The following is a 26,257-nucleotide window of genomic DNA, read 5'->3' as shown; positions in this document are numbered from 1 at the left end:
TGCTGTTGTCGCTGATGGCCGTGGTGTTCCTGCTTGCGTTGCTGGCCATATGCAAGGGGTCATAAGTGAGCAATTTACTGCTTGCATCAGCAGTCCCACATGACGTTGTTAACACTCACTCTGAATGGATTAATCATGAATTTCATCAAAAATTTTATCGCTGAAGAAGATGGCGTGACCGCAATCGAATACGGCCTGATCGCCGCGCTGATCGCGGTTGCAATCGTTGGCGTCGTGAAAACCGTGGGCACCGATCTGGGTGCTGTATTTACCAGTGTATCGAAGAATTTGACAGGCAAGTAATCGCCACGCGTGCAATGGCGACGCACCCCCTTCCGGGTGCGCGCCGATGGTGGCCCGGATCAGCTTGTATGGCGCCGGGCCATTGTTGTTTGTGCCTCAGTCATCGTGCTTCCCGTACCGAATAACCCATGTATACCGATCTTTTCCTGACCTGGTCGCCGGCAGTCCTGCTGGCCGGCTTGCTGCTGCTGGCCGTGTACCACGACGTGCGCAGCCGCCGCATTCCGAATCGCCTGGTGTTTTCAGGCGCGCTGGCCGGACTGTTGCTCAACGCAGTGTTGCCGGCCGGTGCAGGCCTGTTGACGGCCACGCCCGGTGCGATCGGCTTCTGGCCGGCCCTGGGCGGCCTGGCTCTGGGCCTGGCGTTGTTGCTGCCGATGTATATGCTCAAGGCACTGGGTGCCGGCGACGTGAAATTGATGGCGATGGTGGGGGCCTTTGTCGGCCCGCAGAGCGTCTTCTTTTGCCTGCTGGCCAGCCTGCTCGCGGGCGGCGTTCTGGCACTGGCCGTGGCCGCTTTTCACGGCACCTTGCGCCAGGTCGGCAGCAATAGCTATCACATGGCCTTGAACAGCTTCATGCGGGCCATCGCGGCGCAGCGGCCCGATATCGACGCGCCAGTGGTGCCGAGCGGTCAGTTGCCCTATGCCATCGCCATCGCCAGCGGTACTTCGCTCTACCTGCTGCTGGCCGCCAGTGGCCAGCTGGGAATGTTCGCATGATCGCTGGCGTCTTCTGTACCTGTGCCCATGCCTGCTGATCTGCTTGCCGCGCCAGCGTCCCAGCGTGCCCCGCGCACCGTCGAAGAGACGGGCTTGCCCTTTTTCTTCCTGGTCGAACTGCTGGTCAAGGTGCTGTTCCAGCGGGGCCAGCTGCACCTGCCTGAGCTGGCCAGCTACGTCAAGCTGGGCCTGGGCGTGATCGACCCCGTGATGGTCTTCATGCGGCAGGAAAAAATGTGCGAGGTCATGCGCCGCGGCGCCAGCGGCACGGATGCCGACATCCATTACCAGTTGACGGACAGCGGCCGCCAGCGCGCCCTCGAATGCCTGGCGCGCAATGCCTACGCGGGCCCATGCCCCGTGCCGCTGGCTGCCTACAATGCGCAGGTGTCGGCGCAGAGCGTGGCCAACATGCATGTCACGCGCCCGCAGGTACAGGCCAGCTTCGACGGCGTGGTAGTCAATCCTGCCGTGCTCGACCAGCTGGGCGCGGCCATGAATTCCGGGCGCGCCATTTTCATTTACGGCGCAGCCGGCAGCGGCAAGACGTATCTTGCCGAACGCTTGCAAGACTTGTTGCAAGGGGCCATTGCCCTGCCTTACGCCATCATGGTCGATGGCGAAGTCGTGCCCTTTTATGACCCGGTGCTGCATCTGCCGGCGGCGCAGCAGCAGGAAGCGCCGGCCGGCATCGAGCGCGCCGTGCAACTCGACGCGCGCTGGGTACGCGGCGTGCGCCGTCCGGCCGTGCTCACCGGCGGCGAGCTGACCCTGGAAATGCTGGACCTGCGCTTCGACAGCGTGACGCGTTTGTACCGCGCGCCGCCGCACCTGAAGGCCAATAACGGCATTTTCATCATCGACGACCTGGGGCGCCAGCGTTGTTCGCCGCTGGAGCTGATGAACCGCTGGATCGTGCCGATGGACCGCGCCATCGATTACCTGTCGCTGCACAACGGCCACACCTTCCAGGTGCCGTTCGACGTGGTGGTGGTGTTTTCCTCGAATTTCCTGCCCGAGCGCCTGTCGGATGCGGCCTTCCTGCGCCGCCTGGGCTACAAGATCGAAGTGCCGGCGCTCAGCGCAGCGCATTACGAAACCGTGTTTCGCCAGACTTGCTTCATCTACGGTGTGGAGTTCGACGCGGCCGCCTTTGCCTTCCTGCTGCAGCGCCATGCGCGCGACGCGACGCCCTTGCTGGCCTGTTATCCGCGCGACCTGCTGCGCCAGGTACGCGACCTGGCCCGCTACGAGGGCACGGCGGCGCAACTGAATGAGCAGGTGCTGGACTGGGCCTGGAATAATTATTTTGCCGGCGCAAATCAGCGCCAGGGCGCGGACGACATGGCCGTGCAAGAGCGGCGTGAACCGAAATCAAGCTGAAGTCAGAGGAAAAACGATGCGAAATACCCGTGCTTTACTCATGTTGCTGCTGGCCCTGGTGCTGGCCGGTGCCGCCGTGCTGACGGCGGCGATCTGGATGGGCGGCCAGAGTACGCCGTCGAGCCAGAAGATCGTCGTGGCCCTGGTCGATATCGGCGTGGGCACGAAGATCAGTCCGCTCATGCTGCGCAGCATGGACTGGCCCGCCGGCGCGCAGCCGCCCGGCGCCTTTGCCGACAGCAAGGCGCTCGACGGGCGCATCACGCGCACAGCCGTCAGCCTGGGCGAACCTGTGCTGGAAAGCAAGCTAGCGCCGCCGGGCACGAGTGGTGGCCTGTCGTCCATCGTGGCAGACGGCAAGCGCGCCATGACCGTGCGCGTCAACGATGTGGTGGGGGTGGCGGGCTTTGCCTTGCCTGGCAACTTTGTCGACATCCTCGTCAATACCCAGGATGACCGCGCCAAGGCCAGCGGTGGCGCCGAACTGGCCATTTCCAAGATCGTGCTCGAACGCATCCTGGTGCTGGCCGTGGCGCAGGAATCGAACCGCGACGACAACAAGCCCAAGGTGGTCAATGCCGTGACCCTGGAATTGACGCCGGACCAGGTGGAAAAGCTCGACCTGGCGCGCAGCGTAGGCACCTTGTCGCTGGTGCTGCGCAACCAGATCGATCCGGCACCCGTCAACACGGGCGGCGCCACCAAGGAATCGCTGCTGGGACTCAAGCCGCTGGAGCCGGTCGCCGCACCGCGCGCGGCTGCGCCGGCGCGGCAGGCGCCGCGTGCTCCCGCACCACCGGCCGAGAGCGTCAAAGTGATCACGGGCATGGATACCCGTGTCCAGCAATTTTAAAAATATCAGAACCAGGGATAGTTGATGACCTCATTTCGTACCCGTATCGCCAGGCCGCGCTTCACCTTGAGACTGGCCCTGGCCCTGAGTGGCTTGACGGTGAGCATGCTGTGGCAGCCCGGCGCCAGCGCCGCGCCCGCCTTACGCAAGGCAGAGACCGTCAGCAAGGCAGCCGAGGCGGCAGCCCCCCTGTCGCTGGGGGCCGATATCGCCCGGCTGGGTCCACCGATCCGTTTGTCCGTTGGCAAGTCGACCTTGCGCAGCCTGACGCGGGCCGTCTCGCAGATCGCCGTCAATGATCCGAAGGTGGCGGGCGCCAGGCTGCTGGGCAGTTCCAGCGAGCTGTATATCTGGGGCCTGGCACCGGGGAGCACCAATCTGATTCTGTGGGACAAGGATCACCGTCCCGTGATCGTCGATATCGAAGTCGGTGTCGATGCCGACGGCTTGCAGGCGCAGCTGGCGCTTGTGTTTCCCCGTGAAACAGATCTCAAGGCCAGCTCGGCCGGCGGCGCGATCGTGCTGACGGGCATGGTCTCGGATGCCGTCAAGGCCAGCCAGATCATGGCCATGGCCACGGCGTTCGCACAGCGGGGCGCCGGCGAAGGGGCGGCGCCGGTTGCCGCTGCGGGCGTGGCGCCAGTGGCCAGTCCAGCCGGTGCCGGTGCCGGCGCGGGCGCTGCGGGTGTGAGCGTGATCAACATGCTGACCATCGCCGCACCGCAGCAGGTGATGCTGGAAGTAAAGATCGCGGAGGTCTCGAAAACCCTCGTCGACCAGCTGGGCGCCAGCATCGGCGCGCGCGCCAGCAGCGGCAACTGGACCTACAGTTTCCTGTCGAACTTGTTGAGTGGCAATCCCAGCATGATCGATGGTTTTAATGGTAAAAACGGCAATTTCCTCACGCTCGATGCGCAAAAGCGCGACGGCCTCGTGAAAGTGCTGGCCGAACCGAACATCATGGCCATCAGCGGCCAGGAGGCCAGCTTTCTGGCCGGCGGCAAGATCTACATTCCCGTCTCGCAAGACAGCGCCACCAACAAGATCACGCTGGAAGAAAAGGAATTCGGTATCGCCGTCAAGTTCACGCCCACCGTGCTCGATGGCGGGCGCATCAACCTGAAGGTGGCGCCGGAAGTGTCGGAACTCAACAAGGACGGCATCGGCATCAGCACGGGCGGCACCGCCGGCAGCGCCATCCTGCCGGCGTTTACCACGCGGCGCGCCACCACCACCGTGCAATTGTTCGACGGACAAAGCTTTGCCATCGGCGGCTTGATCAAGAACAACGTGACCACGAATATCAAGGCGCTGCCGATGCTGGGCGAGATTCCCGTGCTGGGCGCCCTGTTCCGCAGCAGCGATTTCCAGACTGACCGCACCGAACTGGTGTTCATCATCACACCGCACCTGGTCAAGCCGCTGGCTGGCGACTACGTGCTGCCGACGGATGCCTATGTGGCGCCTAGCCGCGCGCAGTTTTTCCTGCAAGGAAAAATGGAAGGCAATGCCAGGCAGCCGCAGCCGCAACCTGCCGCCGACAAACAACCGGGCGCCGCAGCGGCGACCGGATTCGACATTCAATAGGAGAGTGAGCATGCAGCGTCCTTCATTCCTTTCTCTGCTGTGCGTGCTGCTGGCGTCGTTTTCCGTCAGCGGCTGCGCCACCACGCCGCACTTCGACCGCAACTTTGGCCGCAGCGTCGATTTGCTGCGCGCCCAGCAAGTGATCAACCCGCAGGCCGGCCTGAACCGCGACCCGGTGACTGGTCTCGATGGCAAGTCGGCAGTGGCGGGCTACAACGCGTACCAGAAGTCGTTCAGCGCGCCGGTGCCGCAATCGGGCGGCATGACGATCAGCCTCGGACGCCAATGAACATGTCACCGTTACCACAGAACAGGCAAGGCATATCGTGAAAATCGCCATCATATCCCGGGATGAAAAAGCATTGGCCGAGCTGGGCCGCCTGGTCGGCAACCGCAATCCGGCGGACGACGTCGATGCCCGCAGCGGACCGCTGGAGCAACTATATTCGGCGCAAGAACTGCCCGATGTGCTGATGTTCGACCGGCCCGGCAACGATGGCGCCGACCTGGCCGCCATCGAGCGCCTGAGCAATCAGTTTCCGCGCCTGGCCGTCATCTTGCTGTGCCCGCAGCATTCGCCCGACTTCCTGCTGCAAGCCATGCGTGCCGGCGTGCGCGAAGTATTGCCATCGCCGGCCGCAGCCGCCAGCGTCTACCCGGCGCTCGAGCGCATCGAGGAAAAACTCGAGCGGCGCGACAATGGCAATGGCAAGGTGCTGGCCTTCATTTCCTGCAAGGGCGGCAGCGGCGCCACCTTCATCGCCACCAACCTCGGCTATGCCCTGGCAGCCAGCGGCCACAAGCGTGTTGCGCTGCTGGACCTGAACCTGCACTTCGGCGATGCTTCGCTGTTTGTTTCCGAGAGCAAGCCGCTGGCCACCCTGGCCGATGTGACGCGCGACATCCACCGCCTGGACCCGTCGTTCCTCGCCTCGAGCATGCTCAATGTATTGCCCAATTTCAGCGTCCTGGCGGCACCGGAAGACCCGGCCCACGCCAGCGAAGTGCTGCCCGAACATATCGACGCCATCATCAAGCTGGCGCGGCGCCAGTATGATTTCGTGGTGCTCGACGTGGGGCGCAACCTCGATGCGGTCAGCGTGCGCGCGCTCGACCACGCGGACCTGATTTTCCCCATCCTGCAAACGACCTTGCCGTACATCCGCGATGGCAAGCGCCTGCTGGGCATGTTCCGCTCGCTGGAATACGACAAGGACAAGGTGCGCCTGATCGTCAACCGGCACGACAAGGGCGGCGAAATCCGCTTGCAGGACCTGGAGGCGGCGTATGGCACCACGATCGACCGCACGGTGCCGAATCATTATGCGTCGGCCGCCGCATCGGTCAACCAGGGCATGCCGATCTTGCAGCTGGATAAGAACAGTCCCATCACGCGCTCGCTGCAGGAGTTTGCCGCCAGTCTGACGGGCGTCAGCGTCGAAGCCGTGCCGCAGGGCTGGCTCAGCCGCGTGCTGCGGCGCGCCTAACACCACTCGAACAGGAATTCTTTTATGGCAACTTCTCCCGCCTCCAGTCTGTCGATCCGCGAGCGTCTCGGCAATGGCAAGATCGCTACCCTGACGCCGCAGCGCGCACCATCCATCGACAACCGCAGCTACCGCGAGCTGAAACAGCGCATCCACTCGCTGCTGCTCGAGCGCGTCGACCTGGAAAGCATGCAGCGGCTGACGCAGGAACAGATCCGCGACGAGTTGCGCAGCCTGGTCGAGCGCCTGCTCGACGAAGAAGCTGTGGTCATCAACGATGTCGAGCGCAAGAACCTGACGCGCGACATCCGCAACGAGATGCTCGGTTTTGGCCCACTGGAAACCTTGTTGTCGGACCCGACCGTGTCGGATATCCTCGTCAATGGCCACAAGCAAGTGTATGTCGAGCGGCGCGGCAAGCTGGAATTGACCGATGTCGTGTTCAATGACGATGCCCATCTGATGAAGATCATCGACAAGATCGTCTCGCGCGTGGGTCGCCGCATCGACGAATCGAGCCCCATGGTCGATGCGCGCCTGCCCGACGGTTCGCGCGTCAACGCCATCATCCCGCCGCTGGCCATCGACGGACCCGTGATGTCGATCCGCCGTTTTTCCGTCGATCCCCTGCGCTTGGCCGACCTGGTCGCCTACACCAGCATGACGGCCGAGATGGCCGAGGTGCTGCAGGGCCTGGGCAAGGCGAAGATGAATATTCTCATTTCCGGCGGCACGGGCAGCGGCAAGACCACCATGCTGAACGTGATTTCCGGCTTTATCGGCCATACCGAACGCATCGTCACGGTGGAAGACGCGGCCGAGCTGCAATTGCAGCAACCGCACGTGGTGCGCCTGGAAACGCGCCCGCCGAATATCGAAGGCAAAGGGGAAGTGTCGCAGCGCGCGCTGGTGCGCAATGCCTTGCGGATGCGTCCCGATCGCATCATCCTGGGCGAGGTGCGCGGCGCCGAAGCGCTCGACATGCTGGGCGCGATGAACACGGGCCATGAAGGCTCGATGGCCACCATCCACGCCAACACCCCGCGCGACGCCATTACGCGACTGGAAAACATGATCAGCATGGCGGCCGCCAACCTGCCCAGCAAGGCCATCCGCCAGCAGATCAGCTCGGCTATATCGGTGGTGGTGCAAGTATCGCGCCTGATCGACGGCAAGCGCAAGGTCACGTCGATCCAGGAAATCACGGGCATGGAGGGCGATGTCATCACGATGCAGGAAATCTTCAGCTTCAAGCAGACGGGGGTGGGGGAGAGCGGGGCAGTGGTCGGGTATTTCTCGGCCAGCGGCATCCGTCCCCATTTCCTGGAACGCCTGAAGAGTTTTGGCATCGGCATTTCCAGCGCGGTCTTCGAACCGACCGGCACCGGGCGCTGACGCGGCATGGGCTATCTCTCGTATCTGGTGTATCTGTTGATCTTCCTGGCGGTCATGCTGCTGGTGGGCGCCGTTTACTTCAACCTGCAGTCGCGCGGCGCCGGTGCCGGGCGCGTGGCGCGCCGCTTGCGGGCGATGAATACGGCCAGCGATGACGCGCAGAAAACCGTGTCGATCACCAAGAACCGGCAGCTCAGCTCGCATGCGGGCGTACAAGGCTTGCTGGAGGCGCTGCCTGGCGTGCAATGGCTGGACCGCTTGCTGTTGCAGTCGGGTAAAAACTGGAATGTGGGCAAGCTGCTCGGCTATTGCTTGCTGAGCTTGCTATTCGGGCTGCTGCTGGGCAGCCTCAGCCCCTTGCCCTGGTATCTGCGGCTGCTGCTGAGCCTTGCCTGCGCGGCGCTGCCGTTCCTGCTCGTCATCCGCGCCAAGGCCAGCCGGCTGGTACGCATCGAGCAGAAGTTGCCCGACGCCCTGGACATGATGAGCCGCGCCATGCGCGCCGGCCACGCTTTTCCCACGGCCCTGAAAATGATCGGCGATGAAATGACGGGCCCCCTGGCCGATGAATTCCGCGCCGTGTTTGATGAAGTCAATTTCGGCGTGGCGATGTCCGATGCCCTGTCGGGCCTGGCGACGCGCGTGCCCAGCACGGACCTGCGCTATTTCGTCATCGCCGTGCTGATCCAGCGTGAAACGGGCGGCAACCTGACGGAGTTGCTGAACAGTATCAGCGCCATCATCCGTGACCGTCTTAAATTGATGGGGCAAGTGCGCGTGCTGTCGGCCGAAGGGCGCATGTCCGCCTGGATACTCGGTTCGCTGCCCTTCGCCGCCGCGCTGATGATGCAGGTGTCAAACCCCGAGTTCCTCTCCGTGCTGTATCTCGATAGCGGCGGCCGCAAGATGGTGGCGATGGCCTTGGGCATGCTGGTGATTGGCATCTTTTTCATCCGCAAGATTGTCCGGATTCGCGTGTGAGGCCATGAAATGATGCAATTGACTATACGAAGGGTGGCACGATGAGCGGCTTGCAGATTGGCCTGTTGGTGGTGCTGTTTCTGATCGTGTTCGGCATCGTCCTGGTGCTGGCGCGGTTGTTTGCGGGCAACGCGGTGCAAGTGCGCCTCGATACCCTGGACGTCCAGAAAATAGATACCGGCAAGGTCGGCCGGATGAACCAGCGCTGGTTGGGCCACCTGATCAGCCTGACCCGTCCTCTGGCCAAGTTATCCTTGCCTGAAGAGGGCTGGGAAGTATCGCCCATCCGTATCCGCTTTATTAATGCCGGCTGGCGCAAGAGCACCGCGCCGGCGCTGTTTTACGCGGCCAAGACGGGGCTGGCGCTGCTGTTTCCCTTGCTGGCCTATCTGCTGCTGCGGCACGGCGAGCACAACCTGTTCCTGTGGCTGGTGCTGGCCGCGGCCCTGGGCTATTACTTGCCCGACTTCTGGCTCAAGCATTGCCTGAAAGAGCGGCAGCGCGAAATCTTCGAAACCTTTCCCGATGCGCTGGACTTGATGACCGTCTGCGTCGAAGCGGGCCTGGCGATGGATGCGGCGCTGGCCCGCGTGGCACAGGAAATTGGCCTGAAAAGCATGATCCTGGCCGAGGAATTGCAATTGGTGACCCTGGAACTGCGCGCCGGCAGCGCCAAGGACAAGGCCTTGCGCAACCTGGCCCTGCGCACGGGCGTGGAAGATGTCGATGCGCTGGTGACCCTGCTGATACAGGCGGAGCGTTTCGGTACCAGCATCGCCGCTTCCTTGCGCGTGCAGTCGGACGAGTTGCGCACCAAACGGCGCCAGCGTGCCGAAGAAACGGCGGCGAAGATTGCGCTCAAGTTGCTGTTTCCTCTGATTTTTTTTATTTTCCCGTCCTTGCTAGTGGTGCTCATGGGGCCTGCCCTGCTGCAGATCCGCCGCGCCCTGCTGCCGGCGATGGGAGGGGTATGACGCTGCGCTGGTTCAGGTTGCCTGTCTGGTGGCTGCTGGCGTGCCTGCTGCAGGGCTGTACGGCCACGCACGTTACGCCGCAGTGGCAGGTTCAGGGCGTGCAGCGCATCAGCCATTCCGCAGGCCAGAATGCCGCCACGTATTTTGAACTGGGCAAGTTTTACCAGGCACGGGGCCAGCTGGTGCTTGCCGCCGAAGCCTTTGCCGCCTCGATCGCCCTTGACCCGCAGCAACTGGCAGCGCGCAATGCGCTGGCCGTGCTCGACGCGCGCCAGGGCCGGCTTGAACAGGCTGCCACGGCGCTGCTGGTGCTGGTGCGCGACTACCCCGAGGCTGCCCAGCCCCTGAATAATCTCGGCTATGTGTATTACCTGCAAGGGGAGCTGGCGCAAGCGTCCAGCATGCTCGAGCAGGCCATGGCGCGCGCTGGCGGCACGGCACTGGCGCGCAATAACTTGCAACTGGTGCAGGCGGCGCAACTGGCGTTGGTGCCGGCCGCGCCAGCCGTGGCTGTCGCGCCGGAGGCGCTGGCCGAGATCGAAATCATCAATGGCAATGGCATACGCGGCATGGCGGCGCAGGTGCGCGTGCGCGTGCAAGCGCGGGGCATGGCGGTCAGCCGGCTGCGCAACCAGCCCGGCTTTCGCCAGGAACGCAGCCAGATCCTGTACGCGCCCGGCCACGCACGCCAGGCCGATGCCTTGCGGCAAGCACTGGCGCAGCGGGGGGAGGCCATGCAACTGGTGGCCGTCGCCGGCCTGGGGCGCAGCGCCGGCATCCGCCTGATCCTGGGGCGCGACCAGGCTTGAACAAGATAGCACTAACACATGATCAGCAGCAAAATAACAGGGAGAAGTATATGTCTGGATTGATGAGTAGCGGTTTGCCGGCGCGCTGGGCGCTGTGTCTGGCTGCCGGCACGGCAGTGACGTTGCTGGCCGGCTGTGGTGGGGGCGGTTCCGCCAGCAGCGATTGCAGCACCTTGGACCCGAGCCGCAATCCGAACCTGCCCGGCTGCGTGGTGCCGCCCGTCACGCCGGTGGTTCCCGTGGCACCGGTGCCGGTGACCCTGGCGCTGAGCCTGAAAGACGGGGCCGGCAAGGCGACCACCTCGGTCAGCCCGGGCAACAGCGCCACCGTGCAAGCCGTCGTGAAGGATGGCAAGGGTGCGGTGCTGCCGGGCGTGTTGCTGACCTTGAACAGCAGCGACAAGAGCGCCAGCTTCACCCCGGGTGCGGCCAGCGCCCTGACGGACGCGAACGGCGTGGCCAGCATCGTCATCGCGGCCGGCAGCCAGAGCGGCGCTTTTGCGCTGACGGCCAGCGCCACGGTGAATGGCAGCGTGGTGACGTCGAATATCAATTACACGGTGGTCTACCCGACCCTGACCCTGGGCGGCGTGGGCGTCATGCCGGCGACCCTGTCGGCGGGCGGCACGGCCGGCCTGAGCGTGACGGTGATGAATGGCGCGGCCGTGTATGCGCCGGTACAGTCGGTTGTCTTCAGCTCGCCTTGCGCCAGCGCCGGTAAGGCGGTCATCAGCAGCCCCGTGAATACGGTCAATGGCGTGGCCAGTACCTCGTACATCGACAAGGGCTGCGGCGCGCCGGACGTGATCACGGCCAGCACCGTCTTCAATGCCACCACCTTGAGCCAGACGGGCACCCTGACGGTGCAGACGGCCAGTGCCGGCCAGATCGGCTTTGTCTCGGCGCTGCCGCAAAACATCGCCCTGAAAGGCACGGGCGGTGCGGGCCGGCAAGAGTCGTCCGTCGTCACCTTCAAGGTACTCGACAGGAATGGCAATCCCGTCAGCGGCAAAGCGGTCAATTTCTCGCTCAACACCACGGCAGGCGGCCTGAGTCTCAATCCGGCGCAATCGACCAGCGGCGCCGATGGCAGCGTCAGCACCACGGTGGCTTCCGGCACCATGAGTACGCCGATCCGCGTCACGGCCACGTTGCAAGGCACCAGCCTGTCGACGGTCTCGGACCAGCTGGTGGTGTCCACCGGCATATCCGAGCAGGACGGCTTTACCTTGAGCACGTCCATGTTCAATACGGAAGGCGGCGATTTTGCCGGCTGCGCCGCACCGACGGGCGCCACCATCACGGTGCGCCTGGGCGACCATTTCCGCAATCCCGTACCCGACGGCACGGCCGTCAGCTTCACGGCCGAAGGCGGCACCGTCGATGCATCCTGCCTGACGGGCCTGGCCAACACCACCTTGACGGACGGTACGGTGATCACGCAGAAGGGCGTGCCGGGTTCGTGCAGCGTGCATTTCTGCCCCGGCAATCCCCGTCCGCTTGACGGCCGCGTGACCATCCTGGCCGTTGCCTTGGGCGAGGAGAGCTTTGTCGATGCGAATGGCAACAATTTGTATGATGCCGGCGAAAGCTATGTCGACCTGGGCGAACCGTTTCGCAATGACCGCGCCATTGTTGGCAGCAATGCCAATTTCAAGGATGACGCCTACAGCACGGGCAATGCCGTGCTTGTCAGTCCCGAAAAGCCAACTGATTCGAATGGCAACGGCATCTGGGACCAGGCCGGTGATGGACAATACAATGGCATCCGACGCGCGGCCTCCAGCGCCAATACGACGGTCGCCAACACCGTGCATATACGCCAGGCACTGGTGCAGGTGCTGTCCGGCAGCACGGCGCGCATCACGCCACTGGGCGCTGCCTCTGTTGATCTGGACAAGTGTGTCGATGGCAGCGTGTTCGAGAACCGGGTACGGACCTTCCCGCTCGCCATCCGCGACAGCAATGACACCGTGTTTGCCATGAATCGTGCCGCCGTTACGGGGCAGGTGATGGATTTGCCCGGCAATCCGCTGCCGGCCGGCACGACGATCAGCTTCTCGGCGAGCAATGGCAGCATCGTCAGCGGCACCAGCTTTGTCGTGCCGAGCATGGACAGCGCCAGTTCCGCGAACTGGATCTATCCCGTGCAGATGATCAGCGACGTGACCCAGATCGGCACCGCGTGCCAGCCGAACAGCGTGCGCAACGGCCTGTTGACGGTGACGGTACGCACGCCGAATGGCATCCTGACGTCGGCGACGTATGGTGTCAGCGACTGATCGCTATACCTGCGGGCAATAAAAAAGCTGCCGGAGTTTCCTCCGGCAGCTTTTTTTACATCAGCCCGCGTCTGGCAATCAGGCGAAAGGCGTCAAGAGGGTGATCATCTGGCCAAAGATCTTCGGGCTGGCGGCGATGACATCGCCCTTGTACAGGTAGTCCGATTCGCCGGAAAATTCACCGACGATGCCGCCCGATTCCGTGATCATCAGGGCGCCGGCAGCGATATCCCAAGGCTTCAAGCCTTTTTCGTAGAAGCCGTCCAGGCGGCCGCAAGCGACGTAGGCCAGGTCCAGCGCGGCCGAGCCGGCGCGGCGTACGCCCTGGCTGCGTTCGCCCATGATCGCGTACATTTTCAGGTATTCGTCCAGCGCGCGGGCGCTGCCGGCCACGTAGCCGGTGCCCAGCAGGGCGTTCGAGATGCGGTCCAGCTTGGTGACGCGGATGCGTTTTTCGTTCAGGTAGGCGCCGGCGCCCTTGGTGGCCGTGAACAGGTCGTTGCGGACCGGGTCGTAGATGACGGCTTGCGTGACGACGCCGCGATGCGCGAGGGCGATCGAGATGCAGTATTGCGGGAAGCCGTGGATAAAGTTGGTGGTGCCATCGATCGGGTCGATGATCCATTGATATTCATTCTCGTCGTGCGAGTTGGCGGAAGCTCCCGATTCCTCAGCCAGGAACGCGTGGTCCGGGTAGGCTTTGGACAGCACCTCGATGATGGCTTGTTCGGCCGCCTGGTCGACGTCGGTGACGAAATCGTTATGTTGTTTTTCCGTGACGACGACGCGGTCGAGGTCAAAAGAGGCGCGATTGATGACGGCGGCGCCGCGGCGGGCGGCTTTGATCGCCGTGTTGAGCATTGGGTGCATGTGAGCTTCCGTTAAAAGCACGCGACCGCCCATGGCCGCCTTGCGGCGCCGGTACGATAGAGTGCAAGAATGAATTAAAGAGCGGAGCGGTGCCGAAGTGGTTAAAATCCCGGCCTGGAGTCAGCGTTTTGTGACTCCGTTTCCCGAAATTTCCTGTATCGATACCGCGCAATAGCGCTATTTTAAATGAATCTGCCCGAAATCAACACGTCTCTTTTCAAACGCCTGCGATTTATTCTTGTCGAAACTAGTCGTCCTGGCAACATTGGCGGCGTCGCGCGCGCCATGAAAACGATGGGTTTTTCCGATCTGGTGCTGGTCAATCCCCGCTTTCCCGATGCCTTGACGGACGCGGAAGCGGTGGCCTTCGCCAGCGGCGCGCAGGATATTTTGTCGGGCGCGCGCATCGTCGGCTCGATCGCCGAGGCGCTCGAAGGCTGCAATTACGCGGCCGCCGTCTCGGCCAGATTGCGCGAATTCTCGCCGCCCGTCACCGCGCCGCGCGCCATCGCCAGCCAGCTGGCCGCCAGCGAAGACTTGCACGCGGCCGTCATCTTTGGCAACGAGCGCTTCGGCTTGCCCAACGAAATCGTCGAGCAATGCAATGTACTGATCAACATTCCCGCCAATCCCGCGTATTCCTCGCTGAACCTGTCGCAGGCGGCGCAGGTCGTCGCTTATGAATGCCGCGTGGCGGCCCTCGGCGATGGGCAGCTCGCCAGTCCCGTCGGTTTCCATGGCGACGCGGCCAGCCTGGCGCAGGTCGACGGCATGTACGATCACTTGCAGCAGGCGCTGGTGGCCATCGATTTCCTTGACGCCGACAACCCGAAAAAGCTCATGCCCCGTTTGAAGCGCCTGTTTTCGCGCACGGGGCTGGAGACGGAAGAGGTCAACATCCTGCGCGGCATCGCGCGACATATCCTGGCGATGGCGAAAAAAGGCCCATGATCGAGACCCGGCTGCTGCGCCAGTTCATCGCCGTCGCCGAGGAACTCAATTTCCGCCGCGCGGCCGAACGGCTGCACATGGCGCAGCCGCCGTTGTCGCAGGCGATTCTGCGGCTGGAAGAGGCGCTGGGCTACCCCGTATTCGAGCGCACCAACCGCAAGGTCAGCCTGACCCCGGCCGGCAGCACTTTTCTGGCCACGGCGCGCCAGGTGCTGGCCAGCCTGGAAGAGGGCGTGGCGACCACGCGCCGCGTGGCGCAGGGCATCGAGGGGCATTTGCGCCTCAGTTTCATCCACATCACGCCGTATGCCCATGTATTGCAAGCCTTGCGCGCATTCCGCGCCGTCTCGCCGGCCGTGCAATTTACCTTGCGCGAAGCGTCGACGCAGCAGCAAGTCGAGTGGCTGGAGCAGGGCGAGGTGGATATCTCCCTGTTGCGCGCGCCGGGGCACAGCACGCCAGGCTTGCGCTTCGAGCGCCTGTCGGGAGAAGACATCCTGGTGGCACTGCCGTCCGGCCACCGTTGCGCGGGGCAGGAAAGCGTGGATCTGGCGGACCTGGCCTTTGATGATTTCGTCGCCTCGCCGCGCGCGTTGGGCCAGGGTTTTCATGACCAGCTGGCCAGCCTGTGCCTGCACGCGGGCTTCGTGCCGCATGTGGTGCAGCAGGCGCGCCGATTGCAAACGGTGCTGGGACTGGTGGCGGCCGGTTTTGGCGTGGCCTTGCTGCCGGCCAACCTGGCCGCCTGCGCGCCAGCGGGCGTCGTCATGCTCGCGCTGCACAGCGATGCGCCCGCGCCGCTGCGCCAGCTCGACCTGTACATGGCGTGGGATCCGCAGCGCACGTCCCCCGTGCGCGAGCGGCTGCTGGCGCAATTGCGGCTGTCTGCCCCACATTGAGACTTATAAAGTCTCATTTCAATATAAATAAGATATTTTACAGATGACGAGCCAGGGGCCAGCATGGCGTTTTGATTGTCGGGAATGCCATGTCCAACGTTTCGTCGCGCAGCCGCGCGCTGCCCCCTTCCATTTATTGGCTGTCGTTGTGCAGCTTTGCCTTCGGCCTGTGCGAATTCATCGCCGCCGGCCTGTTGTCCCCCATGGCGCGCGACTTGCACGCCAGCGTGGCCGCCGCCGGTGGCGCCATCGCCGCGTATGCGCTGGGAGCGGCCATCGGCGCGCCCGTGCTGACGGCCATGCTGGCGCGCCAGCCTACGCGCCAGGTTCTGGTGGCGACGATGGCCGCGCTGGCGGCCGGCAGCGTGGCCATGGCGACCGCGCCGGCGCTGGGCGCGCTGCTGGGTGTGCGCTTTGCCGTCGGCCTCGCGCATGGCGTGTTCATGGCTGTGGCGTCACATGCGGCCACCAGCCTGGTCGATCCTTCCCGCGCGGGCCGCGCCCTGTCCATCGTCTGGCTGGGCCTGACCCTGGCGCTGGCCGGCGGCGTGCCGCTGGGGACCTGGCTGGGCGCCGTCTCGTCGTGGCGCTGGGTGTTTGCCGCCATCGGCGTGCTGGCCCTGTGCGGCGGCGCCGGCTTGCGCTTCGCCATGCCGGCCGCGCGCCAGGAAGCCGCCGCCGCATCGGCCCTGGCCAGCCTGCGCGCCATCTTGCAAGCGCCCCTGCTGCTGGCGGCCGGCGTGGCGGCGCTGGTCAGCGTGGCCACCTTCAGTTTTTTTACGTACATCTCTCCCTTCCTGCTGCAGCTGGGTGGAATCGACGAGGGCTGGCTGGGCGCCGCCATGCTGTGCTTTGGCGTGTGCGCCATCGGCGGCAACCTGCTGGGCGGCTGGTGCGCGGATCGCCCTTCCGCGGTGCGTGCCACCGTGCTGGCCCTGGCGGCGCTGGCGCTCAATCTGCTGGCCTTTTATCTGCTGCGCGCCCAGCCCCTGGCCATGTTGGCCCTGTGCGGCATTTTGGGCTTGCTGTTCTTTGCCCTCGTGACCCTGTCGACCATGCGTTTGCTACGCCTGGCGCAGCGGCATTGTCCGGGCAGCGACGCGGTGGCAGCGGGGCTGAATATCGCCGCCTTCAATGCGGGGACGGCCGCCGGCGGTGCGCTGGGCGCCACCTTGATCGTCGCCTTCGGCTTGCCCAGTATCGCCATCGGCGGCGCGGTGGCGGCGCTGCTGGCCATGCTGCTGCTATGGTTTTCGTCGAAAAAATAGACGCGGCGCTCTAGGTTTTGCGTTCAAACGCCCACTGCCTTTGGCGTACACTGGCCTGCAAAAGGCCGTACAAAACAAGGGGAGACATGGGAATGCGACGCAGATCGTTTCTGAAACTGGGCGTGCTCGGCGCCTGTGCGCTGGCCGCCGGCGGCGCCGCCTACCGCGCGCTGCGGGGGCCGGCGGCGCCTAGCCGCTTCGCGCTCGATGGCGAGGCGCGCGCGGCGCTGGCGGCCATCGTGCCGGCCATGCTGGGCGTGGCCTTGCCGCACGGGGGCGATGCGCGCAGCAAGGCCCTCGATGGCGCCATCGCCGGCGTGGACACGGCCATCCGTGGCTTGCCGCTGGCGGCGCAGCAGGAAGTGCAGGACCTGTTCGGCTTGTTGGCGCTGGCGCCCGCGCGGCGCTTTGTCGCTGGCGTTGACAAAGGCTGGCCTGAGGCCGACCCGGCGCAGGTGGCCGCCTTCCTGCAGTCTTGGCGCACGCACCGCCTGGCCACCCTGCAGACGGCCTACCTGGCCCTGCACGACCTGATCCTCGGCGCCTGGTATGCCGATGCCGCCCATTGGGCCGCCATCGGCTATCCGGGACCGCTGCCCGAGCTGAGTTAAGAGAGCATCCATGAGCACATCCCCCATACCCGATCCCATCGCCATCGGCGTGGCCGGAGGCTGGAACGTCACCGACGCCAGTACCTTGAACACCGACCGCACCCTGGAGGCGGATGTCGTCGTCATCGGCAGCGGCGCCGGTGGCGGCGTGACGGCCGAAATCCTCGCGCTGGCCGGCCTGAAAGTGCTGATCGTCGAAGAGGGCGGCTTGAAGTCCTCGAAAGACTTCAAGATGCGCGAAGCGGACGCTTATCCCGCGCTGTACCAGGAATCGGCCGCGCGCAAGACGCGCGACAAGGCCATCAACATCTTGCAGGGGCGCACGGTAGGCGGTTCGACCACCGTCAACTGGACCTCGAGCTTTCGCACGCCGCCCGGCACCCTGGAATACTGGCGCCAGCATTTTGGTTTGTCCGGCTATTCCGTGGACGCCATGGCGCCGTGGTTCGCCATGATGGAAAAACGCCTGCACGTGAGCGACTGGACCGCGCCACCCAATGAAAACAACGACTTGTTGCGCCGTGGCGCCACGGCGCTGGGCATCCCCACCGCCGCCATCCGGCGCAATGTGAACGGTTGCTGGAATCTCGGTTACTGCGGCATGGGTTGCCCGACCAACGCCAAGCAGTCGATGCTGGTGACGACGATCCCCTCGGCGCTGGCGCTGGGCGCGGGCCTGCTCGTGCATGCGCGCGCCGAGCGATTCCTCTTCAAGGGCGAGCGCATCGACAGCCTGCAGGTGACGGCGCTGGACGCGGCCGGGCAGGCGCCCACGGGCGTGCGCCTCACGCTGCGCGCCAAGCATTTTGTGCTGGCCGGCGGCGCCATCAACTCGCCGGCCCTGCTGCTGCGCTCGCAGGCGCCCGATCCGCACGGCTTGCTGGGCCAGCGCACTTTCCTGCATCCGACGCTGATTTCGGCCGGCCTGTTCCCGCAGCGCGTCGATGCCTACGCGGGCGCGCCGCAGACGATTTATTCCGACCATTTCCTGCACGTGGCGCCCATCGATGGTCCTATCGGTTACAAGCTCGAGGCGCCGCCCCTGCACCCGTTGCTGATGGCCACCACCATGGGCGGCTTCGGCGATGAACATGCGCGTACCATGCGCGAATTCCCCCATGCGCACGGCTTGCTGGCGCTGCTGCGCGACGGCTTTCACCACGATTCGGCGGGCGGCAGCGTGTCCATCGACAGCTTTGGTGCGCCCGTGCTCGACTATCCGCTCACGCCTTTTATCTGGGATGGCGCGCGGCGCGCGCTGCTGTCGATGGCGGAAATCCAGTTTGCTGCCGGCGCGCGGAGCGTGTATCCCGTGCACGAGCTGGCCCGCCACTACACGAGCTGGGCGCAGGCGAAGCAGGCCATCGGCGATTTGCCGATGAAGGCGCTGCTGGCGCGCGTGGTGTCGGCCCACGTGATGGGCGGCTGCGCCATGTCGGACGATGTGCGCCTGGGCGTGACGGGGGGCGATGGCCGCTACCATGGCGTGCGCAACCTGTCCGTGCACGACGGTTCGCTGTTGCCCACCTCGATCGGCGCCAATCCGCAGCTGACGCTGTATGCGCTGGCCGCGCGCCTGGCCAGCGGCCTGGCGCAGCAGTTGACGGGAAAACCGGCCCCCGTGCCCGCCCCAGCTGCCGCATGATCGCGCGCATCCTCAAGTGGCTGATGCTGCTGCAAGTGCTGGCCGTGCTGGGCGTGGCGTACCTGGCCATGCAGGCGTGGGGCGTCGCCTCGCCGGTACTGGCCGTGCTGCTGGCGCTGGCCATGTTGCTGGCCGTGCGCGCGCTGATTGTGGCGCGCAACTTTTGGGAGAGCCGGCGCCTGGGCAGCCCCGTGCCGGCGCCATACCAGCTGGGTGCCTTGGGCGTCGCGCGGCTGTTTCTGGACGAGTTGCGCGCCACCCTGTGGACGTCCTCATGGGGCATGCTGCGTCCGCGTTTGCATGCGGCCGACACCATCACCGGCCAGATTTTGCCAGTGCTGCTGGTGCACGGCTATGTGTGCAACGGCGGCTACTGGACAAAGCTGAGCCGGCAGCTGGCGCAGGCGGGCATCGTGCACAAGGCGATTGACCTGGAGCCGCTCGATGCCGACATCGATAGCTATGTGACGCAAGTGGAGCGGGCGCTGGACGAGCTGTGCGCGCTCACGGGCAAGCCGCAAGCCATTATCGTCGCCCACAGCATGGGCGGTCTGGTGGCGCGCGCCTGGCTGCGTCATTACGGCGCAGCCCGCGTGGCGCGCATCTTCACCATCGGCACGCCGCACCACGGCACGGTGTTGGCCAACCTGGCGGCGGGCGCCAATGCGCGCCAGATGAGCCGTATCAATGGCGCACCGAGCGATTGGCTGGCGCAGCTGGCTGCCAGCGAGACGCCGGAACTGCGCGCACTGATCACCTCGATGTATTCGCATCACGATAATATTGTCGCGCCGCAAACTTCCGCCCACTTGCCCGGCGCGTGCAATCTGGCCTTCGGCGGCATCGGCCACGTGGCGCTGGCCAGCGATGCGCGCGTGCTGCGTCAGTTGGTAGCGGAAATCACTATCAAGGTCGAAGCCGTCCAGCCACCCTCGTGCCCCCATTTTTCCTGAATCCTGTTGTGTTTTGTCTGCATGGCAAGACTGTCTCTTTTGACTCTGCTATTGCCCAGGTTTAACAGGTACAGGCACAGAAAATGCTGTTTTCCACTGGCGTCCTGTATTAAGCTAGCATCACCAAGGTGACGGTCAGCAATGATTGACTAGGCCGTATGCGCCGCGCCATGCGCATCCGCATGCGAGATATTTGCGGGGATGCATGGCAGAATGTTGTAGGATTGGCATGTTGCTGTGCAATCGGAAAGTTGGGTGCAGGCAGAAAATGAGTCTATGCAGTTTTCATGAGGGGTGCTAATTGTCCGCACGTATCCTGATTATCGAAGATAACGCCACCAATATGGAATTGATGGTGTACCTGTTGCGTGCCTTCGGGTACACGCCGCTGGCCGCCTATGACGGCGAAGAGGGCGTGCGCATGGCGCGCAGCGAATTGCCGGACCTGATCATCTGCGACGTGCATTTGCCCAAGCTCGATGGTTATGGCGTGGTGGCCGAGCTGAAGAAAGACCCGCTGCTGCGCAAGATCCCGGCCCTGGCCGTGACGGCGCTGGCCATGGTGGGCGACCGCGAACGCCTGCTCGAAGCGGGTTTCAATGGCTATATCGGCAAGCCGATCGAGCCGGACCTGTTCGTGGCGGAGCTGGAATCTTTTTTACCCGGGGCGCCGTCGACGCCAGTTAAAAACGACATAGCTACCATATTGATCGTTGACGATCATGTGCTGAACCGCGAGTTCCTGACCGCACTGCTGGGCTACGGCGGCCACCGCCTGTTGGCGGCGGCGAATGGCGCCGACGCGCTGGAAGTGCTGCGCACCGAGCGGCCGGATCTGATTATCTCCGACATTCTCATGCCGAACATGGACGGCTACGAATTCGTCACGCGCGTGCATGCCGATCCCGCGCTGACCGACGTGCCCATCATTTTTTATACGGCCACCTACCGCGAGCAGGAAGCGATCTTGCTGGCGCAGGCGTGCGGCGTGCGCTGGGTGTTGCCCAAGCCGTCCGACCCCGAGGTCATCGTGCGCACGGTCAACGAGGCGCTGGGACTGATGCCGGCGGTCTCCCAGGTGCCCGCCGTGCCGGGCGCGGGCGGCGGTGCGGCCCCTCCCGCCACTGGCCAACTGGCCGGCATTGAACACCAGGTCAGCGGTTACCTCGACGAACTCGAATCGAGCAGCCAGCAGATTTCGCAACTGGCCAGCCAGCGCGAAGGCCATGCCGCCATGCCCGAAGACCTGGGCATCATGACGGAGCGCCTGTCGCGCTCTCTGTCGAGCCTGCAGGCGGTGAGCCTGCGCCTGACGGCCCTGATCGAGCTGGGCATCGAGCTGGGCGCAGAACGCGATCCGCGCGCCTTGATCGAGGCGGGCTGCAAGGTGGCGCAGAATATCTGCGTCTCCAAGTACGCCTGCATTGGCGTGCTGGAAGAGGGCGCCGAAAAGCTCAGTTATTTTTCCTCCTGCGGCGCAGAGAAAAACCTCGAGCGCATCGCCAGCGCGCCGCGCACGGGCATCCTGAACCGTTTGCTGGAACAGCGCCAGCCCTACCGTGTCAATGGCCTGAAAGGTGACCCCGGCGCACTGGGCCTGCCCGACACCCATCCGCCCGTGCATTCCTTCCTGGGCGTCGCCATCGCCTCGCGCGAGCGCAGCCACGGATGGCTGTACCTGGTCGACAAGCTGGGGGCGAACGAGTTTTCCGAAGTCGACGAGCGAGTGGCCGCCACGGTGGCGGCGCAGATCGCCGTCGCCTACGACAACCTGCTGCTGTACGACGAGATCAAGCGCCACCACGAGCAGCTGACCCTGGACATGGCGGCGCGTATCCGCCTGGATGAAGACTTGCGCCGCTTCCGCCTGGCGATGGATGCCACGGCCGACGCGATTTTCCTCGTCGACCGCGCCGGCATGTGCTTCGTCGACGTCAACCAGACTGCCTGCCGCATGCTGGGCTTTGAACGCGAGGATTTCCTGCGCGTGGGGCCAGGGCGCGCGAACGAGGGCGAGACCCAGCTGGAAGAGCTGTACAACAAGCTGCTGGCGGGCGATCAGGGCGGTCCGATAACGGAATTGCAGCTGCAGCGCAAGGATGGTTCGCCACTGTCGGTGGAAGTGCAGCGGCGCACCCTGCGCTCGGGGCAGAGCTGGATTTTGGTGGCCGTGGCGCGCGACATCACCGAGCGCAAGGATGCCGAGCAGCGCCTGATGAAGCTGGCCCATTTCGACACCTTGACGGGCTTGCCGAACCGCAGCCAGTTTTACGCCTCGCTGACCCATTCGCTGTCCCAGGCGGCCGAGCACCAGTGGGCCGTGGCCGTGCTGTTCATGGACATCGACCGCTTCAAGAATATCAACGACACCCTGGGCCACACCCTCGGCGACGACCTGCTGCGCCAGTTTTCCAGCCGCCTGGTCGATTGCCTGCGCGTGCGCGATACCATCGGCCGCTTTGGCGGCGATGAGTTTGCCACCATCCTGCTGCTGCCCGAAGGCGCCCAGCATGCCGTGGGCGTGGTCGACAAGATCCGCGAAGCGATGCGCAAGCCCTTCGACTTGCAGGGCCACGAGGTGACGGTGACGGTCAGCATCGGCATTTCCGTGTTCCCCGAAGACGGCGTCGATGCGGACACCCTGATTCAATATGCCGACACGGCCATGTATCGCGCCAAGGAGGCCGGGCGCGATGCCTTCCGCTTCTTCACGGCGGAAATGAATGCGCAATCGATGGCGCGGCTGGACATGGAAAATGCGCTGCGGCGTGCCATCGACAACGAGGAATTCGTGCTGTTCTTCCAGCCCAAGGTGAATATCATCTCGGGACGCATCAGCGGCGCCGAGGCGCTGATACGCTGGCGCCGCCCCGGCCACGGCATGGTTTCGCCGGCCCTGTTCATCCCCCTGCTGGAAGAAACGGGGCTGATCGTGCGGGTCGGTAACTGGGTGCTTGACGAGGCCTGCAAGAAGATCAGCGAGTGGGGCGCCAGCAGCATCGGCCCCGTACACCTGTCCGTGAATGTGTCGGGCATCCAGTTTTTCGTCGGCGGCCTGGAAGAAGAGGTGCTCAAGGCGATCAGCAAGTACGATATCGCGCCCGACCTGCTGGAGCTGGAGTTGACGGAAAGCTCGCTGATGTCGAACGCCGAGGAAACCATCGCCGTGCTGCGCAACCTGAAGGCGCTGGGCATCCAGATTTCCATCGACGATTTCGGCACCGGCTATTCCAGCCTGGCCTATCTGAAGCGCTTCCCCATCGACAAGCTGAAGATCGACATCGCCTTCGTGCGCGAAGTGACCAGCAATCCGGACGACGCGGCCATCGTGCTGGCCATCATCAGCATGGCGCACAGCATGAAGCTGGAAGTGATCGCCGAAGGCGTGGAAAACGATGCGCAGCTGGCCTACCTGCGGCGCCACGGCTGCGACGAGATGCAGGGCTATTATTTCAGCCGCCCCGTGCCGCAGGAAGAATTCGAGCAGATGCTGATGGGCGGCAAGCTGCTGCAGGCGCCCCAGGATGCCGATGGCGAAGAGCAGCAGACCTTGCTGATCGTCGACGACGATGTCTTCATGCTCGACGTGCTCAGCGACTTCCTGGCGCAGGATGGCTACCGCATTCTCACGGCGCAGACGGCCGCCGAAGGTTTCGACATCCTGGCGCGCCACAAGGTGCAGGTGATCCTGTGCGACCAGTGCATGCCGCTCATGAGCGGCACCGAATTCATGGAGCGGGTCAAGCACCTGTGCCCCGACACCTTCCGCATCATGTTGTCCGCCTTTGCCGACCTGACCCCCATCATGGCGGCCATCAATCGTGGCGCCATCGACCGTTTCTATACCAAGCCGTGGAAAGGCGCCGTGCTGCGCGAGAACATCCGCGAAGGCTTCCGCCTGCACAAGCTGCTGCATGGCCCGGTGAAAGCGGCGGCCTAGGTGCTTGCCACTGCGTGCGCCGGCGCACGTTTAGAAGCAGCTTTCTATCGAATTAGACTCCCGTCTCTAGTTTTGCTCTCTAGAATAAAAAGCATCCATGAAGTGGCATGGCCTTTCATATGACGGGAGCGGACGATGGTGAAGAAATTGAAGGAGTTGACGGAAGACAAGGAATTGGCGAGCGCCGTGCGCTCGTCCGCGCAGCAGATCTGGCAAGCGGGCCTGGGTGCCTTCGCCAAGGCGCAGGAAGAGGGCGGGCGCGTGTTTTCCAAGCTGGTGAAGGAAGGCACGGAATTCCAGAAGCGCGCCGAAGACAAGGTGGCCGATGTCAGCGATAGCGTCGGCAAACTGGCCGATGGCGTGGGCAAGCAGGCCAGCGGTTCCTGGGACAAGCTGGAACAGGTGTTTGAAGAGCGCGTCGCGCGCGCCCTGGCCACCATCGGCGTGCCGATGCAAAACGATATCGCCGCGCTGCACGCCAAGATCGATGCCTTGAGCGTGCAGGTGGCGGCGCTGTCGGCCAAGGCCGCGCCGGCGCCCAAACCGAAGGCTGTGGCCAAGCCCGCCGTGAAGGCGGCGCCGAAAGCCGCGCCGAAAGCAGCCGTCGCCAAGGCCCCGGCCAAGCCGGCAGCCAGGGCCGCGCCCCGCGCCGCAGCCAAGCCAGTGAGCAAGCCAGTGAGCAAGCCTGCTGCGAGAGCGGCGGCGAAGAAAAAAGCAGCGCCGGCCTGAGTTGGTGCAGCCTGCTCGCGCAGGCTTTTTTTTTGCCTGCGTTTTTCGCCGGCGCCGTGGGGCCGAGTGTTTCATTACGGCTATCTTAGGTGGTATGCTTGCGGCAGAACACAGAGAGATTGCCCGCCATGCTACAAAAAGCACCACGCCGTACCCGCGAACGCATCCTGGAGTTGTCGCTGCGCCTGTTCAATGAGTTTGGTGAGCCGAATATCACGACGACCGTGATTGCGGAAGAGATGAACATTTCGCCGGGAAACTTGTATTACCACTTCCGTAACAAGGATGACATCGTCAATTCGATCTTCGTCCAGTTCGAGGCGGAAATCGAACGCATCCTGACCGTGCCTGACGGGCGCCGTTCGAATATCGAGGATGTCTGGCTGTACCTGCACCTGATGTTCGAACTGATCTGGCGCTACCGCTTTTTCTATCGCGACCTCAATGATTTGCTGTCGCGCAACCGCAAGCTGGAACTGCACTTCAAGCTGATCCTGGCGCACAAGATCAAGGTGGCCACGCAGCTGTGCGAAGATTTGCGCAGCGAACAGTCGCTCGAAGCGTCGGACATGGAAGTCGCTGCGATGGCGACGAATATGGTGGTCGTTGCCACCTACTGGCTGTCGTACGAATATGTGCGCAACCCACGCAAGTACAGCGAGCAGCAATCGATGTCCGATGCGCTGGCGCGTGGCTGCTACCAGGTGCTGTCCCTGATCGGGCCGTATTTGCGCAATGAAACGCATTTGCTGTTTCGCAAACTGTCGGAAGAGTATGTGACCAAACTCAAGAACGACTGACCCGGCTGCTGGCGCCATGTCGTCAATTACAGGAGAGATATATGGCTTGGAAACAATTTCCCTATCCGGACGCAGCATATGTCTACACCCCGCAGTCCCTGGAGGCGGCCTGGGCGCGCCTGCATGCGGGCGATGTGGAACCGTTTCCCACGCACCCGGCGCTGGTGCAGGCCTGGCTGGCCTTCCATGCGGGCGACTTCGAGCGCGCCGTGAAGCTGGGCCTGGCCGTTGGCGTGCCCGGCTATGCGGTGGCGCACAAGGCGACCTGCATCTACGCCACGCACCTGGAAGTGAACGACAGCCAGAAACTCGACATGTACGAAGAAGTGGCGGAGCGCTGCGAGCGCCAGCAGAGCGAGCAGCCGGACAACCCGGCCGGCTACTACTGGCATGCCTACAGCCTGGGCCGCTACGCGCTGGGCACGTCCGTCGTCAAGGCCCTGGCGCAGGGCATGGGGGCGCGCGTGCGAAACAGCCTGGACCGCACGATGACGGTGGCGCCCATGCATGCGGAAGCGCATATTGCGTTTGGGATTTATCATACGGAAATTATCGACAAGGTCGGCGCCATGATCGGCAGCCTGACCTACGGCGCCAACAAGGAAGACGGCTACCAGCATTTCAAGACGGCGCTGGCGCTGACGCCTTATTCGGCGCTGGCGCACAGCGAATATGCGCGCGCCTTGAACATGCTCGACGGAAAGAAAAAGCTGGCGGAAGCGCTGGCCCTGTATGAAAAGGCGGCCGAGTGCGTGGCACTGGACGCCAAGGAACGCCTCGAGGTCGAGGCGGCGATCGATGAATTGAAAGGATAA

The 26,257-nt window shown here is 64.0% G+C and carries 23 protein-coding genes; 22 read left to right on the top strand and 1 reads right to left on the bottom strand.

The window, feature by feature from the left end; translation table 11 throughout:
* Positions 1-135 precede the first annotated feature (135 nt).
* The 12 genes from ACQ4WP_RS19670 to ACQ4WP_RS19615 all read left to right on the top strand — a co-directional run bounded on the left by ACQ4WP_RS19670 (position 136) and on the right by ACQ4WP_RS19615 (position 12,776).
* On the top strand, positions 136-303 hold the full coding sequence (locus ACQ4WP_RS19670; RefSeq protein WP_230541728.1) for a Flp family type IVb pilin: 168 nt from the start codon (positions 136-138) through the stop codon (positions 301-303).
* 128 nt (positions 304-431) lie between these two features.
* The gene (locus ACQ4WP_RS19665) at positions 432-1,025 is read left to right on the top strand and encodes an A24 family peptidase (protein WP_436523547.1); all 594 of its coding nucleotides are present in this window, start codon (positions 432-434) and stop codon (positions 1,023-1,025) included.
* Positions 1,026-1,052: 27 nt separating this feature from the next.
* A complete protein-coding gene (locus ACQ4WP_RS19660) occupies positions 1,053-2,408 on the top strand; it encodes a DUF8689 domain-containing protein (RefSeq protein ID WP_436523545.1) in 1,356 nt (451 codons plus the stop codon).
* A 16-nt stretch (positions 2,409-2,424) separates the two neighbouring features.
* Entirely contained in the window at positions 2,425-3,261 is an 837-nt protein-coding gene (gene cpaB / locus ACQ4WP_RS19655; protein WP_436523543.1) for a Flp pilus assembly protein CpaB, read from the top strand.
* A 24-nt stretch (positions 3,262-3,285) separates the two neighbouring features.
* Complete coding sequence (locus ACQ4WP_RS19650; protein ID WP_436523542.1) at positions 3,286-4,848, top strand: type II and III secretion system protein family protein; 1,563 nt, start codon at positions 3,286-3,288, stop codon at positions 4,846-4,848.
* A 10-nt stretch (positions 4,849-4,858) separates the two neighbouring features.
* Positions 4,859-5,137: a pilus assembly protein gene (locus ACQ4WP_RS19645; protein ID WP_436523540.1), complete on the top strand. Its 279-nt coding sequence runs from the start codon at positions 4,859-4,861 to the stop codon at positions 5,135-5,137.
* Positions 5,138-5,174: 37 nt separating this feature from the next.
* A complete protein-coding gene (locus tag ACQ4WP_RS19640; protein WP_436523538.1) occupies positions 5,175-6,335 on the top strand; it encodes a CpaE/TadZ family protein in 1,161 nt (386 codons plus the stop codon).
* A gap of 48 nt (positions 6,336-6,383) precedes the next feature.
* Positions 6,384-7,730, top strand: a complete 1,347-nt coding sequence (locus ACQ4WP_RS19635; protein WP_436523637.1) for a TadA family conjugal transfer-associated ATPase — start codon at positions 6,384-6,386, stop codon at positions 7,728-7,730.
* A 6-nt stretch (positions 7,731-7,736) separates the two neighbouring features.
* Positions 7,737-8,711 carry a type II secretion system F family protein gene (locus ACQ4WP_RS19630; RefSeq protein WP_436523536.1) on the top strand — a complete coding sequence of 325 codons (975 nt, stop codon included), beginning with the start codon at positions 7,737-7,739 and terminating at the stop codon, positions 8,709-8,711.
* A gap of 41 nt (positions 8,712-8,752) precedes the next feature.
* Positions 8,753-9,685, top strand: coding sequence for a type II secretion system F family protein (locus ACQ4WP_RS19625; RefSeq protein ID WP_436523534.1), 933 nt, complete (start codon positions 8,753-8,755; stop codon positions 9,683-9,685).
* Positions 9,682-10,494, top strand: a complete 813-nt coding sequence (locus ACQ4WP_RS19620) for a LytR C-terminal domain-containing protein (protein WP_436523532.1) — start codon at positions 9,682-9,684, stop codon at positions 10,492-10,494. Before ACQ4WP_RS19625 ends, ACQ4WP_RS19620 begins: the two co-directional genes overlap by 4 nt.
* A gap of 50 nt (positions 10,495-10,544) precedes the next feature.
* Positions 10,545-12,776 carry an Ig-like domain-containing protein gene (locus ACQ4WP_RS19615; protein WP_436523530.1) on the top strand — a complete coding sequence of 744 codons (2,232 nt, stop codon included), beginning with the start codon at positions 10,545-10,547 and terminating at the stop codon, positions 12,774-12,776.
* A 78-nt stretch (positions 12,777-12,854) separates the two neighbouring features.
* Here ACQ4WP_RS19615 and ACQ4WP_RS19610 read toward each other — a convergent pair whose 3' ends face one another.
* Positions 12,855-13,637, bottom strand: coding sequence for an inositol monophosphatase family protein (locus tag ACQ4WP_RS19610; RefSeq protein WP_035826389.1), 783 nt, complete (start codon positions 13,635-13,637; stop codon positions 12,855-12,857).
* A gap of 195 nt (positions 13,638-13,832) precedes the next feature.
* Between ACQ4WP_RS19610 and ACQ4WP_RS19605 the strand changes: the two genes are divergently transcribed.
* The 10 genes from ACQ4WP_RS19605 to ACQ4WP_RS19560 all read left to right on the top strand — a co-directional run bounded on the left by ACQ4WP_RS19605 (position 13,833) and on the right by ACQ4WP_RS19560 (position 26,257).
* Entirely contained in the window at positions 13,833-14,597 is a 765-nt protein-coding gene (locus tag ACQ4WP_RS19605; RefSeq protein ID WP_436523528.1) for an RNA methyltransferase, read from the top strand.
* Positions 14,594-15,496 carry a LysR substrate-binding domain-containing protein gene (locus ACQ4WP_RS19600; protein ID WP_436523526.1) on the top strand — a complete coding sequence of 301 codons (903 nt, stop codon included), beginning with the start codon at positions 14,594-14,596 and terminating at the stop codon, positions 15,494-15,496. The genes ACQ4WP_RS19605 and ACQ4WP_RS19600 overlap by 4 nt, the downstream gene beginning before the upstream one ends.
* Before the next feature lie 89 nt (positions 15,497-15,585).
* On the top strand, positions 15,586-16,764 hold the full coding sequence (locus ACQ4WP_RS19595; RefSeq protein ID WP_436523524.1) for an MFS transporter: 1,179 nt from the start codon (positions 15,586-15,588) through the stop codon (positions 16,762-16,764).
* A gap of 86 nt (positions 16,765-16,850) precedes the next feature.
* Positions 16,851-17,375 (top strand): hypothetical protein, encoded by a 525-nt coding sequence (locus ACQ4WP_RS19590; protein WP_436523522.1) that lies wholly within the window; start codon positions 16,851-16,853, stop codon positions 17,373-17,375.
* Positions 17,376-17,385: 10 nt separating this feature from the next.
* Positions 17,386-19,020 carry a GMC family oxidoreductase gene (locus ACQ4WP_RS19585; RefSeq protein WP_436523520.1) on the top strand — a complete coding sequence of 545 codons (1,635 nt, stop codon included), beginning with the start codon at positions 17,386-17,388 and terminating at the stop codon, positions 19,018-19,020.
* Positions 19,017-19,973 (top strand): esterase/lipase family protein, encoded by a 957-nt coding sequence (locus tag ACQ4WP_RS19580; RefSeq protein ID WP_436523518.1) that lies wholly within the window; start codon positions 19,017-19,019, stop codon positions 19,971-19,973. The genes ACQ4WP_RS19585 and ACQ4WP_RS19580 overlap by 4 nt, the downstream gene beginning before the upstream one ends.
* A 301-nt stretch (positions 19,974-20,274) precedes the next feature.
* Positions 20,275-23,913: an EAL domain-containing protein gene (locus tag ACQ4WP_RS19575; protein ID WP_436523516.1), complete on the top strand. Its 3,639-nt coding sequence runs from the start codon at positions 20,275-20,277 to the stop codon at positions 23,911-23,913.
* A 135-nt stretch (positions 23,914-24,048) separates the two neighbouring features.
* A complete protein-coding gene (locus tag ACQ4WP_RS19570; protein WP_436523514.1) occupies positions 24,049-24,642 on the top strand; it encodes a phasin family protein in 594 nt (197 codons plus the stop codon).
* A 128-nt stretch (positions 24,643-24,770) separates the two neighbouring features.
* Positions 24,771-25,442: a TetR/AcrR family transcriptional regulator gene (locus ACQ4WP_RS19565; protein ID WP_034758777.1), complete on the top strand. Its 672-nt coding sequence runs from the start codon at positions 24,771-24,773 to the stop codon at positions 25,440-25,442.
* 41 nt (positions 25,443-25,483) lie between these two features.
* The gene (locus ACQ4WP_RS19560; RefSeq protein ID WP_436523512.1) at positions 25,484-26,257 is read left to right on the top strand and encodes a tetratricopeptide repeat protein; all 774 of its coding nucleotides are present in this window, start codon (positions 25,484-25,486) and stop codon (positions 26,255-26,257) included.

This window comes from Janthinobacterium lyxosi (assembly GCF_051380665.1).
Lineage (GTDB): Bacteria > Pseudomonadota > Gammaproteobacteria > Burkholderiales > Burkholderiaceae_D > Janthinobacterium.
The sequence above is the reverse complement of the archived record's forward strand: the minus strand, read 5'-3'. Positions and strand labels throughout refer to the sequence as shown.

What these genes read in the sequence shown, in the direction of transcription:
- ACQ4WP_RS19605 (WP_436523528.1), top strand. Translation starts at nt 13,833, where the DNA reads ATGAATCTGCCCGAAATCAACACGTCTCTTTTCAAACGCCTGCGATTT.
- cpaB (WP_436523543.1), top strand. Translation starts at nt 2,425, where the DNA reads ATGCGAAATACCCGTGCTTTACTCATGTTGCTGCTGGCCCTGGTGCTG.
- ACQ4WP_RS19645 (WP_436523540.1), top strand. Translation starts at nt 4,859, where the DNA reads ATGCAGCGTCCTTCATTCCTTTCTCTGCTGTGCGTGCTGCTGGCGTCG.
- ACQ4WP_RS19650 (WP_436523542.1), top strand. Translation starts at nt 3,286, where the DNA reads ATGACCTCATTTCGTACCCGTATCGCCAGGCCGCGCTTCACCTTGAGA.
- ACQ4WP_RS19625 (WP_436523534.1), top strand. Translation starts at nt 8,753, where the DNA reads ATGAGCGGCTTGCAGATTGGCCTGTTGGTGGTGCTGTTTCTGATCGTG.
- ACQ4WP_RS19570 (WP_436523514.1), top strand. Translation starts at nt 24,049, where the DNA reads ATGGTGAAGAAATTGAAGGAGTTGACGGAAGACAAGGAATTGGCGAGC.
- ACQ4WP_RS19610 (WP_035826389.1), bottom strand. Translation starts at nt 13,637, where the DNA reads ATGCTCAACACGGCGATCAAAGCCGCCCGCCGCGGCGCCGCCGTCATC.
- ACQ4WP_RS19630 (WP_436523536.1), top strand. Translation starts at nt 7,737, where the DNA reads ATGGGCTATCTCTCGTATCTGGTGTATCTGTTGATCTTCCTGGCGGTC.
- ACQ4WP_RS19665 (WP_436523547.1), top strand. Translation starts at nt 432, where the DNA reads ATGTATACCGATCTTTTCCTGACCTGGTCGCCGGCAGTCCTGCTGGCC.
- ACQ4WP_RS19565 (WP_034758777.1), top strand. Translation starts at nt 24,771, where the DNA reads ATGCTACAAAAAGCACCACGCCGTACCCGCGAACGCATCCTGGAGTTG.
- ACQ4WP_RS19670 (WP_230541728.1), top strand. Translation starts at nt 136, where the DNA reads ATGAATTTCATCAAAAATTTTATCGCTGAAGAAGATGGCGTGACCGCA.
- ACQ4WP_RS19560 (WP_436523512.1), top strand. Translation starts at nt 25,484, where the DNA reads ATGGCTTGGAAACAATTTCCCTATCCGGACGCAGCATATGTCTACACC.
- ACQ4WP_RS19600 (WP_436523526.1), top strand. Translation starts at nt 14,594, where the DNA reads ATGATCGAGACCCGGCTGCTGCGCCAGTTCATCGCCGTCGCCGAGGAA.
- ACQ4WP_RS19615 (WP_436523530.1), top strand. Translation starts at nt 10,545, where the DNA reads ATGTCTGGATTGATGAGTAGCGGTTTGCCGGCGCGCTGGGCGCTGTGT.
- ACQ4WP_RS19580 (WP_436523518.1), top strand. Translation starts at nt 19,017, where the DNA reads ATGATCGCGCGCATCCTCAAGTGGCTGATGCTGCTGCAAGTGCTGGCC.
- ACQ4WP_RS19585 (WP_436523520.1), top strand. Translation starts at nt 17,386, where the DNA reads ATGAGCACATCCCCCATACCCGATCCCATCGCCATCGGCGTGGCCGGA.
- ACQ4WP_RS19660 (WP_436523545.1), top strand. Translation starts at nt 1,053, where the DNA reads ATGCCTGCTGATCTGCTTGCCGCGCCAGCGTCCCAGCGTGCCCCGCGC.
- ACQ4WP_RS19590 (WP_436523522.1), top strand. Translation starts at nt 16,851, where the DNA reads ATGGGAATGCGACGCAGATCGTTTCTGAAACTGGGCGTGCTCGGCGCC.
- ACQ4WP_RS19620 (WP_436523532.1), top strand. Translation starts at nt 9,682, where the DNA reads ATGACGCTGCGCTGGTTCAGGTTGCCTGTCTGGTGGCTGCTGGCGTGC.
- ACQ4WP_RS19595 (WP_436523524.1), top strand. Translation starts at nt 15,586, where the DNA reads ATGTCCAACGTTTCGTCGCGCAGCCGCGCGCTGCCCCCTTCCATTTAT.